The organism is Blastococcus colisei, assembly GCF_006717095.1.
GTDB lineage: Bacteria > Actinomycetota > Actinomycetes > Mycobacteriales > Geodermatophilaceae > Blastococcus_B > Blastococcus_B colisei.
Map to the genome: position 1 here is coordinate 557,057 of NZ_VFQE01000001.1, position 13,833 is coordinate 570,889.

Annotated in this window: 9 protein-coding genes; 3 read left to right on the forward strand and 6 right to left on the reverse strand. The window is 72.1% G+C overall.

Annotation, left to right across the window (positions count from 1 at the left end):
* Positions 1–16: 16 nt before the first annotated feature.
* On the forward strand, positions 17–910 hold the full coding sequence (locus FHU33_RS02605) for an ABC transporter substrate-binding protein (RefSeq protein WP_142023931.1): 894 nt from the start codon (positions 17–19) through the stop codon (positions 908–910).
* A 27-nt stretch (positions 911–937) separates the two neighbouring features.
* Here the strand turns inward: FHU33_RS02605 and FHU33_RS02610 are convergent, their stop codons facing one another.
* From FHU33_RS02610 to FHU33_RS02620, 3 genes are all read right to left on the reverse strand, one after another.
* Positions 938–2,101 carry an acyl-CoA dehydrogenase family protein gene (locus FHU33_RS02610; RefSeq protein ID WP_170182299.1) on the reverse strand — a complete coding sequence of 388 codons (1,164 nt, stop codon included), beginning with the start codon at positions 2,099–2,101 and terminating at the stop codon, positions 938–940.
* Between the two features lie 276 nt (positions 2,102–2,377).
* Positions 2,378–3,430: a YihY/virulence factor BrkB family protein gene (locus FHU33_RS02615; RefSeq protein WP_142023933.1), complete on the reverse strand. Its 1,053-nt coding sequence runs from the start codon at positions 3,428–3,430 to the stop codon at positions 2,378–2,380.
* Between the two features lie 104 nt (positions 3,431–3,534).
* Positions 3,535–5,040 carry an MFS transporter gene (locus FHU33_RS02620; RefSeq protein WP_142023934.1) on the reverse strand — a complete coding sequence of 502 codons (1,506 nt, stop codon included), beginning with the start codon at positions 5,038–5,040 and terminating at the stop codon, positions 3,535–3,537.
* 195 nt (positions 5,041–5,235) lie between these two features.
* Between FHU33_RS02620 and FHU33_RS24775 the strand changes: the two genes are divergently transcribed.
* Positions 5,236–5,397, forward strand: coding sequence for a hypothetical protein (locus tag FHU33_RS24775; protein WP_170182300.1), 162 nt, complete (start codon positions 5,236–5,238; stop codon positions 5,395–5,397).
* 79 nt (positions 5,398–5,476) lie between these two features.
* On the opposite strand, the gene FHU33_RS02625 is transcribed toward FHU33_RS24775, so the two are convergent.
* The 3 genes from FHU33_RS02625 to FHU33_RS02635 all read right to left on the reverse strand — a co-directional run bounded on the left by FHU33_RS02625 (position 5,477) and on the right by FHU33_RS02635 (position 9,632).
* A complete protein-coding gene (locus tag FHU33_RS02625) occupies positions 5,477–7,270 on the reverse strand; it encodes an acyl-CoA dehydrogenase (RefSeq protein WP_142023935.1) in 1,794 nt (597 codons plus the stop codon).
* A gap of 122 nt (positions 7,271–7,392) precedes the next feature.
* On the reverse strand, positions 7,393–9,147 hold the full coding sequence (locus FHU33_RS02630; RefSeq protein ID WP_142023936.1) for an MDR family MFS transporter: 1,755 nt from the start codon (positions 9,145–9,147) through the stop codon (positions 7,393–7,395).
* Positions 9,144–9,632, reverse strand: coding sequence for a MarR family winged helix-turn-helix transcriptional regulator (locus tag FHU33_RS02635; protein ID WP_142023937.1), 489 nt, complete (start codon positions 9,630–9,632; stop codon positions 9,144–9,146). Before FHU33_RS02635 ends, FHU33_RS02630 begins: the two co-directional genes overlap by 4 nt.
* A gap of 168 nt (positions 9,633–9,800) precedes the next feature.
* Between FHU33_RS02635 and hrpA the strand changes: the two genes are divergently transcribed.
* On the forward strand, positions 9,801–13,784 hold the full coding sequence (gene hrpA / locus FHU33_RS02640; protein ID WP_142023938.1) for an ATP-dependent RNA helicase HrpA: 3,984 nt from the start codon (positions 9,801–9,803) through the stop codon (positions 13,782–13,784).
* Positions 13,785–13,833: the final 49 nt, after the last annotated feature.

Genomic DNA, 13,833 nt, shown 5'->3' on the forward strand with positions numbered 1-13,833 from the left:
GGGGAAGGAGACGTCTGTGCGACGTCGGCCTGCCGGTCTCGTGGCGGTGCTGCTGCTGGTGCTCATCGCCGCCTGCGGAGCCCGGCCCGAGGAGCCGACGGTGCCGAGCGGGACCGTGCGGTTCGCCTCCTACGACTTCCCGGAGAACCAGATCCTGGTGGAGGTCTACGCCGAGGCCGCCCGTCGCGCGGGGGTGCCGGTCGCCGTCCAGCACGGGATCGGCACCCGGGAGGTGGTCGCGCCGGCCCTGCAGCAGGAGGTCGTGGACGTCGTCGTCGACTACCTCGGCACCGCGCTGCTGTTCGCCCGCCCGGCGTTCCCCGATCTGCCGGAGACGCCGGAGGGGATGCACGCGGTGCTGTCCCGGACGCTCGGCGGGCGCGGGGTGCTGGTGCTCGACATCGCGCAGGCCGAGGACCAGAACGGGTTCGCCGTGACCAAGGCGTTCGCCGCAGAGCACGGCGTGAATCAGCTATCCGACCTCGTCCCGCTGGCGCCGGACCTGGTCTTCGGCGGACCGCCCGAGTGCCCGGACCGGCCGCTGTGCCTCCTCGGGCTTCAGGAGGTCTACGGCCTGGACTTCGGCAAGGTGATCAGCATGCCGTCCCGGGCCGCCACCGTGGAGGCGCTGCTCTCCGGCTCCATCCACGTGGGCCTGCTGGAGACGACCGACGCGCGGTTGGCGGTCGCTCCGGTGAAGCTGCTCGTCGACGATCTCGCGCTGCAGCCTCGGGAGAACGTCGTCCCCCTGGTGCGTGCGGCCGTCGCCGACCGGTGGGGTGCCCGGCTCACCGACGCCCTCGACGACACGAGCGCCCTCCTGACGACGGGCGACCTCGTCCAGCTCAACCGCTGGGTGGAACTCGACGGGCTGACTCCGGAGGAGGCCGCGGACCGCTGGTGGGGCTGAGCTCCGGCGCGGATCAGGCGCGGGTCGTCAGACGATCGCGCCGATGCCGGTGATGGCGCGGCCGACGATCAGCGTGTTCACCTCGCGGGTGCCCTCGTAGGAGTAGATGGCCTCGGCGTCGGCGACGAAGCGGCCGACGTTGTGCTCGAGCAGAATGCCGTTGCCGCCCATCAGCTCGCGGGCCCAGCCGGCGGTCTCCCGCATGCGCACGGTGCTGAAGGCCTTGGCCAGCGACGCCTGCTCGTCGGTCATCCGCCCGGTGTCCTGCAGTTGGGAGAGCCGCATGCACAGCGCGGCCGATGCGGTGATGTTGCCGAGCATCCGGACCAGCAGGTCCTGCACCAGCTGGAAGCTCGCGATCGGCTTGCCGAACTGGGTGCGCTCGTTGGCGTAGCGCAGGGCGTGCTCGTACGCGCCGCGGGAGCAACCCACCGCCGACCAGGCCACGCCCGCCCGCGTCGTCCTCAGGACCTTGGCGGTGTCCTTGAAGCCGTTGGCCTCCTGCAGCCGGTTCTCCTCGGGCACGCGGACGTCCTCCAGCGTGAGGACGGCGTTCTGGACGGCGCGCAGCGCGATCTTGTCCTCGAGGTCGACGGCGGAGAACCCCTCGGTGCCCTGCTCGACGACGAAGCCCAGCACCCGGGAGGTGTCGACGTCCTGGGCCCAGACGATCACCAGGTCGGCGAAGCTGCCGTTGCCGATCCACTTCTTCTGGCCGTTGAGCACCCACGTGTCGCCGTCCCGGCGGGCCGTCGTCCGCAGGCCGCGGGCGACGTCGGAACCGGAGTCGGGCTCGGTGAGCCCGAAGGCGCCGATCAACTCCATGCGCGCCATGGCGGGCAGCCAGCGCTCCTTCTGCTCCTCGGAGGCGCACAGGTGCATCGAGCCCATGGCCAGGCCGCCGTGCACGCCCATGAAGGTGGAGACAGAGGGGTCGCCGCGGGATAGCTCCATGGCGATCATCCCGTCGAGGAGGGCCGACTTGCCGGGGGAGCCGTAGCCGGAGAACTGCGTGCCGGCGATGCCCAGCTTCGCGAGCCCGGGGATGATCTGGCGGGGGAACTCGGCCCGCGTCCAGTACTCGTTGATGATCGGCTGGACCTCGGTGTCCATGAAGTTCCGCACTCGGTACAGCAGCGCCCGGTCGTCGTCGTCGAGGAGCGCCTCGAGGTCGTAGAAGTCCGACGTCACTGGCCTCGTTCCGGCGGTCACGCCCGCCCCCTACCCCGCGGTCCGCGCGGCAACCGGCAGGTATGCGCGGCCGCCCTCCGGGAACGACCGGGTCCCCGTGCCCCGATCCATCGCACACCAGACCGTCGACGAGCTGGGTGGACCGGGGAGCGTTGACGGGAGTCGTCGAGCGGCTGCCTGTCGCGCGGACCGGTGACCGGCCCCCGACGAGCCGCTGACAACGACAGAACGGGCCGGTTCCCCGCGGTGGGGCCGGCCCGTCCTGTCGTCGTCAGCTCAGGTCGTCTGCTTGGGCTTGGGGTCGTCGCGGGCGTCGAGCTGGATCTCCTTCTCGGCCCTCGGCACGCCCTCCTTCAGCTCCTTGGTCCGCTCGATCTCGGCGTCCATCTCGATGCCGAAGAGCAGCGCGAGGTTGATCAGCCAGAACCAGATCAGGAAGATCACCACGCCGGCCAGTGCCCCGTAGGTGGCGTTGTAGCTGCTGAAGTTGGCCACGTAGAAGGCGAACGCTGCCGAGGCGACGACCGCCACCAGGATGGCGACGCCGGCCCCCGGGCTGACCCACTTGAAGCCGCGCAGCTTCACGTTGGGCGTCGAGTAGTAGAGGACGGCGATCATCAGCGCCAGGATGACCAGCATGACCGGCCACTTGGCCCAGGTCCAGACGGTGAGGGCGGTGTCGCCCAGTCCGATGGCCTGCCCGATGGCGTCGACCACCGGGCCGCTGAGCACCAGCATCGCGACGAGCACGGCGGCGAACAGGATGCCGATCAGGGTGACCAGCAGCTGCAGCGGCTTGAGCTTCCAGATCTTGCGGCCCTCGGGCGTCTCGTAGACGACGTTGGCGGCGCGGGTGAACGCGCCGACGTAGCCCGAGGCCGACCAGACGGCGCCGGCGAGACCGAGGATCAGGGCGAAGCCGACCGGAGCGCTGTTCCCGGCGATCTGCTCGATCACCGGGTTGAGGGTCTCCGCCGCGGACTGGGGAACGACCGCGGTCAGCGCGTCGGTGAGCTGCTGCGGAGTGGTGAACAGGCCGACGATGGAGGCCAGCGCGATCAGTGCCGGGAACAGCGCCAGGACGCCGTAGTAGGTCAGCGCCGCGGCCCAGTCGGTGAGGTTGTCCTCGCTGAACTCCTTCAGCGTCCGCTTGATCGTCCCGCCGGTCGTCGGCTTGGGGTCGGCGCCCGTGGGCGCGTAGTCGGCACGCGTGCCGCTGATGCTGTCGTTGTCCGGGGCGGGGTCGCCTGCGGGGCCGGTGTCGGCGGCGCGGTTGCCGGAGAACTGCGTCTCCGTGGTGCGGCTCGAGGAGCCGGTCGATCGAGCCATGGAGTTCCTCCGTCGGGGCGGGAAGTGATCGCGCTCTGGATGCCCCGGATGATCTGCTTCCATGCCGGACGCGCCGGTAACGGTTCGGACGCGGCGCTGCCGGTTCAGCGGATGCCGGACACCGGCGACCATTCGCCGGCACGTGCGGTGGCCTCCTCGACCCCGGTGAGCGGGTCCGTCCGGCGGCCGGCGCCGCCACGACGGTCGGCCACCATGCCGACGACGGCGACCGCCATGACGGCGAGGGTGGCGAGCGCCCCGATAAGCGCTACACCGGTGTAGGCACCGTCGCGCGGGAATCCGGTCGCGGGGTCGTGGCCGGCCGCGATCAGGGTGACCGCGACCGTGCTGCCCAGCGCCTGCCCGACCGCCCGGGCGATGGAGTTCACGGCGTTGGCCACGCCGGTCTCGTCCTCGTGCACGGCCTGCACGACGAGCGCCGGCAGGGCCGCGTAGGCGACGGTCACCGACAGCTGGGTCAGCACGCCGGCGACGACGACCAGCCATGGCTCGCCGCGGAGGAAGGCCAGCAGCAGGAAGCCCGCGACCCCGGTGGCGGCGCCGGCCAGCAGCGTCGGCAGGGCGCCGAGCCGGGTCACCACCTTCCCGGCGACCGGCGCCACGGCGATCCCGACGACGCCGCCGGGCACCAGGTAGAGCACCGACGCCTCGAGGACGGAGGCGCCGAAGCCGTAGCCGGTCGCCCCGGGTGGGGTCTGCACGTACTGCAGGACGGCGAGGAACGAGGCGAACAGCGCGATCCCGGTCATGAGCCCGGCGACGTTCGGGACGATGGTGCGCCGGTCGGCGAGCATCGCCGGGCGCAGGAGCGGCTGCGCCGTGCGGCGCTGCAGGACCACCCAGCCGGCGAGCACCAGGACCGAGCCGGCCAGGCAGCCGACGACCCCCGGTGACGCCCAACCCCACGCGTTGCCCTGCGATACCGGCAGCAGGAGCAGCACCAGGCCGGCACCGAGGACCAGCGCTCCCCACCAGTCGACCCGACCGGAACCCGAGGACGGGCGATCGGGCAGCAGCCGGTAGGCGAGGACGAGGGACGCCAGGGTGACGCCGAGGCCGATCCAGAACGGCCGCCGGTAGTCGCCGCCGTCGCCGACCAGCAGGCCGGTGGCCACCAGTCCCGCCACGCCGCCCACGGCGAGCGTGCTGCTGACGATCGACATGGCCACGCTGAGCCGTGCCGCGGGCAGCTCGCGGCGCAGCACGCTGATCGACAGCGGGAACAACCCGTAGGAGGCGCCCTGCAGGATGCGGCCGACCAGCAGCAGCGGCAGGGACGTCGTGACGATGGCGAGCAGCGTGCCCAGCGCGACCGCCACGAGGATGCCCAGGATCACCGGCCGTTCGCCCCGCAGGTCGCCGAGCCGGCCCAGAGCGGGCGTCAGGACGGCAGCGGCCAGCAGGTTGGCCGTGAGCACCCAGCCGGCGGCCCCGGGGGACACGTCGAGCTGGTCCTCGATCGTGCCGAGGACGGGGACGACGAGACTCTGGAGCAGCGACAGCGTGGTGACGCCGAGGGCCAGGGCGAGGACCAGCAGCCCGGGCCGGACGGCGGTGCCCGGGGTGGACGAGGGGGAGGACCGGGACACCCATCGATCAGACCACGCGACCGGAGCCCTCAAGTTGGCTCGGACAACGACCGATGGTCGTGAAGCTGGTCACACTCCGTCAGGTGAAGTACCCAACTCGACGATTGAGACCTCGGTTCACGGGGGACAGAGTCTTCCGATGACGTGCGCCGCCCCTGTCCCGGCGGCGCATCCGACTGCAGGGGGAGAGCGAAGATGATGTTGTGGCCGGCCGTGACCCTGATCGGGTTCCTGGTTCTGACGGCCCTGGTCATCGCGATGGGCACCCGGTCCACCGCCCGCTACGAGGCCGAGCGTGCCGAGATGGCTGACCGTCCCCGGCACGGCGCAGGCGACCCGGTGCGCGCCGCCGCATAGCCGACCGAAGGAACGACCGAAGCCCCGCCGCTCCGTCCGGAGCGAGCGGGGCTCGGTCGTTCTCGAGCACGTGGTCGTTCTAGAGCACGTGCGAAGGCGTGTCCAGCACCGTGCGGTCGAGGGACTCCAGCAGGCCGAAGCGGTGGTTCACCCGCGGCAGCTCCCAGCGCCAGAAGTACCTGGCCGCCTGCCGTTTGCCCTCGTGGAAGTCGCTCGCCGCGCCCTCGCAGGCCAGCGCCTGCTCCAGCCACAGCCACGCGACGACGATGTGCCCGGCGGCCTCGAGGTAGACGTGCGAGTTGGCCAGGGCCAGGTCCGGCTCGCCGGTTCCCCAGAGCGTCGCGGTCACCGCGCCCATGCGGGCCACCGCGGCGTCCAGGTCGGCGGCGAAGCCGGCCCACTCGCTCCCCGCCGCGCGGGCCGTGGTGGCCGCGATCGTCTCGCCCAGCAGGGCCAGCCCGGCACCGCCCTGCATCACGACCTTGCGTCCCAGCAGGTCGAGGGACTGGACGCCCTGGGTCCCCTCGTGGATGGGGTTGAGCCGGTTGTCCCGGTAGAACTGCTCGACCGGGTAGTCGCGGGTGTAGCCGTAGCCGCCGTGCACCTGGATGGCCAGGTCGTTGGCGGCCAGGCCCCACTGGGAGGGCCACGCCTTGGCGATCGGGGTGAGCATGTCCAGCAGCAGGTGGGCGCGGCTCCGCTCCTCCTGGGTCTCCGCCGTCTGCTCCTCGTCCACGAGCCGCGCGCAGTAAAGGCCCAGGGCCATGCCGCCCTCGACGTAGGACTTGGCGGCCAGCAGCATCCGGCGGACGTCGGTGTGCTCGATGATCGGCACCATCGGCGAGGCGGGGTCTTTGCCGGCGGGCGGGCGGCCCTGGGTGCGGGTGCGGGCGTACTCCAGCGCGTGCAGGTAGCCGGTGTAGCCGAGGACGGTGGCGCCGACCCCGACGCCGATCCGCGCCTCGTTCATCATGTGGAACATGTAGGTCAGGCCGCGGTGCTGCTCGCCCACGAGGTAGCCGACCGCGCCGGCCCGCCCGCCGGGCGTGTGCACGCCTTCACCGAAGTTGAGCAGGGTGTTCGTCGTCCCGCGGTAGCCCATCTTGTGGTTGAGCCCGGCGAGGACGACGTCGTTGCGCTCGCCGAGCGAGCCGTCGTCGTTGACCAGGAACTTCGGGACGATGAACAGCGAGATGCCCTTCACCCCGGGCGGTCCGCCGGGGATCTTGGCCAGCACCAGGTGGACGATGTTCTCGGTCAGCTCGTGGTCGCCGCCGGAGATCCACATCTTGTTGCCGGTGAGCCGGTAGGTGCCGTCGTCCTGCGGGACGGCCCTGGTGGTGATGTCGGCCAGCGACGACCCGGCCTGCGGCTCGGACAGGGCCATGGTCCCGAACCAGCGGCCCTCGAGCTCGGGCCGGACGAAGGTGTCGATCTGCTCCTGGCTGCCGTGGGCGAGCAGCAGCCGCGCGTTGCCCATCGTCAGGAACGGATAGGCCGACGTGCCGACGTTGGCCGCCTTGAACCAGGCGAACACCGCCTGGCCGACGGTGTGCGGCAGCTGCATGCCGCCGTACTCCTCGTCGAACGAGCCGGCAATCAGCCCGGCGTCGGTGAACACCTTCAGCGCCTTGGACACCTCCGGGATCAGCACGGCCTTGCCGTCGACCATGTGCGGCTCGTTCTCGTCGGCCGTCCGGTTGTGCGGCGCGAAGTGGTCGGTGGCGATCTGCTCGGCCAGGTCCAGGACCGCGTCGAACGTCTCGCGGGAGTGCTCGGTGAACCGGGAGCGCTTGGTGAGGGACTCGACGTCGAGCCACTCGTGCAGCAGGAAGTCCAGGTCGCGGCGGGACAGGATCAAAGAGGTAGCCACGACCGTCAGCGTAGGCGGAACGGGCGACGCCAGCGGGCGCGTCCCGCCTGCTCCGACCAGTGGACCCGGGTGACCCGGCTTGCTCCTGGGAACGGGCCGTCCGGGTCCACTGGTCCGTGGCGTCAGCTCGGCGCGTCCCCGGGCCGGCCGGCCGGAGGCGGGACGGACGTCGGAGCGGCGGTGCCGGCGGCGTGCACGACCTGACCGGCGGCGTCGTCCTCCGGCGGGGTGCCGGCCTCCTCCTGCCGGGCCTGGATCCCCGACTTGGTGCTCAGCGCCAGTTGCGGCAGGAACAGGAACACGAAGAAGCCGATCGCGACCACGCACGCGGCGATGAGGAACACCACGTCGATCGAGTCGGAGAAGCCGACCTTGAAGGGCAGCGCCAGCACGGCCGGCAGCTCCTGGATGAAGGACGTGTCCTCGAGGCTGCCGCCGTTCCCGGCACCCAGCTGCTCGAACCGGGGGGCCAGCTCGGGGTTCGCCCGGGCCGCGTCCTGGACCGCGCTACCGATGTCCTGCGGCAGCCGGGTGAAGAGGATCGACAGGAAGGCGGCCGTGCCGATCGTGCCGCCCATCTGCCGGAAGAACGTCACCGACGACGTGGCGACCCCCATCTCCCGCGGGGAGACGGCGTTCTGGACGGCGAGGATGACCGGCTGGAAGTTGAAGCCGAGGCCCAGGCCGAGCATGACCATGAACGGCACCAGCGTCCACACCGAGGTGTCGGCCCCGACGACGAACGACATCGACAGCAGTGCGGTCACCATCAGCGCGATGCCGACCAGCGGGAAGATCTTGTACCTGCCGGTCTTCGAGATCGCGATGCCCGAGCTCAGCGCGCCGGCCATGATGCCGGCGACGAGCGGGATCATCTGCAGCCCGGCGACGGTCGCGCTCGAGCCCTTGACGATCTGCAGGTACTGGGGGAGCAGGAGCAGGCCGCCGAACATGCCGGCGCCCATCACGACGCTGCCGATGCCGCTGACGGCGAAGGTCCGGTTGCCGAACAGCCGCAGGGGGAGCAGCGCGTCGTCCCGGTAGGCCCGCTCGGCGAGCACGAACAGGGCGAAGCCGACGGCGCCGATCGCGTAGCAGGTCAGGGCACGGCCGGAGGACCAGCCCCAGATGCGGCCCTGCTCGGCGATGATCAGCAGCGGCACCAGGAACGTGATCAGGGCCAGCGCGCCGGGCCAGTCGATCCGGTGGTCGCGGCGCTCGTGCGGCAGGTGGAGGACCCGCCAGACGACCGCGAAGGCCATCAGACCCAGCGGCACGTTGATCCAGAAGATCCAGCGCCAGCCGTCCAGCCCGAGGATCGAGGACTGCCCCGCCAGGAACCCCCCGATGACCGGGCCGAGCACGCTGGACGTGCCGAAGACGGCCATGAAGTAGCCCTGGTACCGGGAGCGCTCCCGCGGCGGCACGATGTCGCCGATGATCGCCAGCGCCATGGACATGAGGCCACCGGCACCGATGCCCTGCACGGCCCGGAACGCGGCCAGCTGGTACATCGAGTCGGCGATCCCGCAGAGCGCGGAGCCGACGACGAAGACGGTGATGGCGAACAGGTAGAACGGCCGCCGCCCGTAGATGTCCGACAGCTTCCCGTACATCGGGGTGGCGATCGTCGACGTGATCAGGAACGCCGTCGTCGCCCAGGCCTGCAGGTCGTAGCCCTGCAGGTCGTCGGCGATGATCCGGATCGCCGTCGCGACGACGGTCTGGTCCAGCGCGGCCAGGAACATCGCGACCATGAGGCCGACGAGGATCGTGACGATCTGACGGTGGGTGAAGCTGCCGCTGGCGTCCGGTGCCGCGGCCGCCGCGCGGGCACCCCTGCGCTCGGCCGCGGTCGTGCGGGTGGACTGGCTCATCGGTTCTCTCTCGCGGGGTCGTGGTCGGCGGTGCCGGGGAGCGTGGCCGCCATGTCGTCGAGCAGGCGGCCGAACAACGTGGTCAGGGTGGCGACGTCCGCGGGGTCCCAGCCGGCGGTGACCCGCTCGAGGTGGGCCTCCCGCTCGCGCCGGAGGGCGTCGAGGGCGGCATGGCCGGCCTCGGTGACGACGAGCCGGCTGGCCCGCCCGTCGGACTCGTCGGCGCTGCGCCGCACGAGCCCCTGCTCGACCAGGGCGGCGACGTGCCGGCTGACGGTCGACGGGTCGGCGTGCACGAGCTCGGCGAGGGCGCCCTGGCGCAGCGGCCCCAGGCGCTCGAGCGGGAACAGCAGCACGAGCGCCGCCCGATCGCGACCGTCGGTCGTGGACATCTGCGACTTCAGCGCGTGCACCAGCCGCATGAACCGTGGCAGCTGCTCGGACAGGGCGCGCACCAACGCGTGCCGGTCGGCGGGGGCGGACATGCGACTCCGGAGGACGACGAGGATCGGGCGCGGACATCTCGTTGCACGATGCACGCAATAAGTTGCAGACTACACCGATCCGGATCGGCGGACGGGCCGGGCACCCGCGGTGGGATCCTTGGGCCCCACCGGACCCATCCGATGCCCGAGAGGAACGCGAGCCCGACCGTGAGTGCCCCCACCGACGACCTGAGGGAACGGCTGTCGGCGCTCACGGTTCTCGACGAGCACCGGCTGCGCCGCCGGCTGGACGGGCTGCGGAAGACCCGCGACCCGCAGGCCCGGGCGCGGCAGCGTGAGCGGATCGTCGCCGACGTCGCCGCCGCCGAGCTGCGCATGGCCCGGCGCCGGGCCGCCGTCCCGGTGGTCGCCTACCCGGAAGAGCTGCCGGTCAGCGCCCGGCGGGACGACATCGCCGCCGCGCTCCGTGACTCCCAGGTGGTCGTCGTCGCGGGCGAGACGGGCTCGGGGAAGACGACCCAGCTGCCGAAGATCGCGCTCGAGCTCGGCCGCGGGGTGCGCGGCCGCATCGGGCACACCCAGCCCCGCCGGATCGCCGCGCGCAGCGTCGCCGAGCGGATCGCCGAGGAGCTCGACAGCCCGCTCGGCGAGGCCGTCGGCTACAAGATGCGCTTCAACGACCAGGTCTCGGACTCGACGCTGGTCAAGCTGATGACCGACGGCGTGCTGCTGGCCGAGATCGCGCACGACCGGCTGCTGCGCCAGTACGACACGATCATCCTCGACGAGGCGCACGAGCGGAGTCTCAACATCGACTTCCTGCTGGGCTACCTGGCCCAGCTGCTGCCTCGGCGTCCCGACCTCAAGCTGGTGATCACGTCGGCGACGATCGACGTCGAACGCGTGGCTGCGCGCTTCGCAGGACTCGGCGAGATCGGGCATGGCGCGGGCGCGCCGATCATCGAGGTCAGCGGCCGCACGTACCCGGTCGAGGCACGGTACCGCCCCGTCGTGGACCCCGACGACGAGGACGCCGATCCCGACCGCGACCAGGTCAGCGCGATTCTCGACGCCGTCGACGAGCTGGTGGCCGAGGGGCCGGGCGACATCCTGGTCTTCCTCGCGGGCGAGCGGGAGATCCGCGACACCCAGGACGCGCTGAGCGAGCGCGACCTGCGCGGCACCGAGATCGTCCCGCTCTACTCGCGGCTGTCGGCCGCCGACCAGCACAAGGTCTTCGCCCCGCACACCGGACGGCGGATCGTGCTGTCCACCAACGTTGCGGAGACCTCGCTGACCGTCCCGGGGATCCGCTACGTGATCGACCCCGGCACCGCGCGGATCTCCCGGTACAGCCATCGCACGAAGGTGCAGCGGTTGCCGATCGAGCCGGTCAGCCAGGCCTCGGCCCGGCAGCGCTCGGGGCGGTGCGGGCGGCTGGGCCCGGGCGTCGCCATCCGGCTCTACACGGAGGCCGACTTCGAGGCCCGGCCGGAGTTCACCGACCCGGAGATCCTGCGCACCAACCTCGCCTCGGTGCTGCTGCAGATGGCCGCCCTCGACCTGGGTGCCGTGGAGGACTTCCCGTTCGTCGACCCGCCGGACCGCCGGGCCATCGCCGACGGCCTGGCGCTGCTGGAGGAGCTGCACGCCCTCGACGAGCAGGGCAAGCTCACGCCGACCGGACGGGCGCTGGCCGCGCTGCCGCTGGACCCCCGCATGGCGCGGATGGTGGTCGAGGCGAACGAGCGGGGCGTGCTCGACGAGGTGCTGGTCATCGCCGCCGGCCTCACGATCCAGGACCCGCGCGAGCGGCCCACCGAGCACCAGCAGGCGGCCGACCAACTGCACGCCCGGTTCGCCGACGAGAACTCCGACTTCCTGGCCCTGCTCAACCTCTGGCGCCACCTCGGGGAGCAGCAGGAGGCGCTCAGCGGCAACCAGTTCCGCCGGACGGTGAAGCGCGAGTTCCTGCACTACCTGCGGATCCGCGAGTGGCAGGACCTGCACGGCCAGCTCCGCGGGACGGCGAGACGGCTGGGCATGACGGTGGGTGAGCCCGCCGCCGAACCCGACGAGAAGGGCATCCACGCCGCCCTCCTCGCCGGCCTGCTCTCCCACGTCGGCCTGCAGCTGGAGCCCGACAAGAGCAGTTATGGCCATAAACGCACCTCGGAGGGTGGGCGGCGGGGGAGCCGCGAGTACCTCGGCACCCGCAACACCCGGTTCGTGATCGCCCCGGGCACCCCGCTGGCGAAGAAGCCGCCGCGCTGGGTGGTCGCCGCCGAGCTGGTGGAGACCAGCCGGCTGTTCGCCCGCACCGTCGCCCGCATCGACCCCGAGACCGTGGAGAAGCTGGCCGAGCACCTGGTCAAGCGCCAGTACAGCGAGCCGCGGTGGGACGCCAAGCGCGGCTCCGTCGTCGCCACCGAACGGGTCACGCTGTACGGGCTGCCGCTGGTCGTCGGCCGACGGGTGCAGTACGGCTCGATCGACCCGGTCGTCTCCCGGGAGCTGTTCATCCGGCACGCGCTCGTCGAGGGACAGTGGACCACCCACCACCGGTTCTGGGCCGACAACCTGCGGGCGATCGAGCGGGTCGCGGCGCTGGAGGAACGCGCCCGCCGCCGGGACATCGGTGTCGACGACGAGACGCTGTTCGAGCTCTACGACGCCCGCGTCCCGGCCGACGTCGTCTCCACCCGGCACTTCGACCGGTGGTGGAAGTCCGCGCGCCGGGACCGCCCGGACCTGCTCACCTTCACACCCGACATGCTCACCAACGCCGCGGCCGCCGGGCAGGTCCGCGTCGAGGACTATCCCGACCAGGTGGAGCTCACGCAGGGCCTCACGCTGCCGCTCTCCTACGCGTTCGCCCCCGGGGCGGCCGAGGACGGCGTCACCGTCGACGTGCCCCTCGCCGTCCTCGACGGCGTCGCCGCGCGGACCTCCGGGGAGTCCCTCGCCTTCACCGTGCCCGGTCTGCGCGAGGAGCTGGTGACGGCGCTGCTGCGGACGCTGCCCAAGCAGCTGCGCCGAGGACTGGTGCCGATCCCGGACCGGGTGCGCGAGGTGCTGCCGAACATCGACCCGGGGGAGCCCCTGCTGCCGGCGCTGGAGCGGGAGCTGCGTCGCGCGACGGCGGTGACCATCCCGCCGGACGCCTGGGCGCCGGAGCAGGTGCCCGGCCACCTGCGGGCCACCTTCCGGGTGCTCGACGACCAGCAGCGCACCCTCGCCACCGGCAAAGATCTGGCGGCGCTCAAGGCGAAGGTCGCGCCGCAGGCGCGGGCGAGCCTCACCCGGGCCGCATCGGAGTCCGAACGCACCGGGATGACGAGCTGGGACCTCGGCACCCTCCCGGCGACGGTGGAGGTGCGGCAGGGAAGCAACGTCGTCACCGCCTACCCCGCGCTGGTCGACGAGGGTGCGACGGTCGGCGTGCGCGTCGTCCCGACCGAGGTCGAGGCGGAGCGGCTGACCAGGCGCGGAGCCCGGCGGCTGCTGATCCTCGTCGCCGGCTCACCGGTCAAGCAGGTCGTGAAGTCCCTGTCGCCGCGCTCGCGACTGGCGCTGCAGTTCAATCCCGACGGCGAGATCCCGGACCTGGTGGCCGACTGCGTCGACGCGGCGGCCGACGAGCTGATCGCCGCGGCCGGCGGCCCGCCCCGGGACGAGGCGGCGTTCAGCGCGCTCGTCGGGACGGCGAAGGGTGAGCTGCACCGGTTGACCGTGGACGCGGTGCAGAAGGTCGAGGCGGTGCTCACCGAGGCGCGGGAGGTCGCGGTGGCCATCGGCGCCGCTCCCGGACGACGGGTGCCGGAGGCGGCCGTGGCCGATCTGCGTCGTCAGATGACCGGCCTGCTGCACCGGGGATTCGTGGCCACCGCCGGCCGGCGGCGGCTGCCCGACCTGGTGCGGTACCTGCGGGCGATGGCCTACCGGCTGGAGAAGCTGCCGGCGAACGCGGTCCGGGACGAGCTCGCGATGCGCCAGGTGGCCGCGGTCAGCGAGGAGTACGAGCAGCTGCGCGCCCGGATGCCGGCCAGCGGCGCTCCCGACGACCCCGTGGCCCGCATCCGCTGGATGGTCGAGGAGCTGCGCGTCGGGCTCTTCGCTCAGGGCATCGGCACGCCCCGTCCCATCTCCGAGCAGCGCGTCTACAAGGCGATCGACTCGCTCAGCGCCTGAGGTCTTCTCCGCCGCACCCGACCGCGCGACCATGGATCCCGCCCCCGAG

What these genes read in the sequence shown, in the direction of transcription:
- FHU33_RS24775 (WP_170182300.1), top strand. Translation starts at nt 5,236, where the DNA reads ATGATGTTGTGGCCGGCCGTGACCCTGATCGGGTTCCTGGTTCTGACG.
- FHU33_RS02635 (WP_142023937.1), bottom strand. Translation starts at nt 9,632, where the DNA reads ATGTCCGCCCCCGCCGACCGGCACGCGTTGGTGCGCGCCCTGTCCGAG.
- FHU33_RS02630 (WP_142023936.1), bottom strand. Translation starts at nt 9,147, where the DNA reads ATGAGCCAGTCCACCCGCACGACCGCGGCCGAGCGCAGGGGTGCCCGC.
- FHU33_RS02615 (WP_142023933.1), bottom strand. Translation starts at nt 3,430, where the DNA reads ATGGCTCGATCGACCGGCTCCTCGAGCCGCACCACGGAGACGCAGTTC.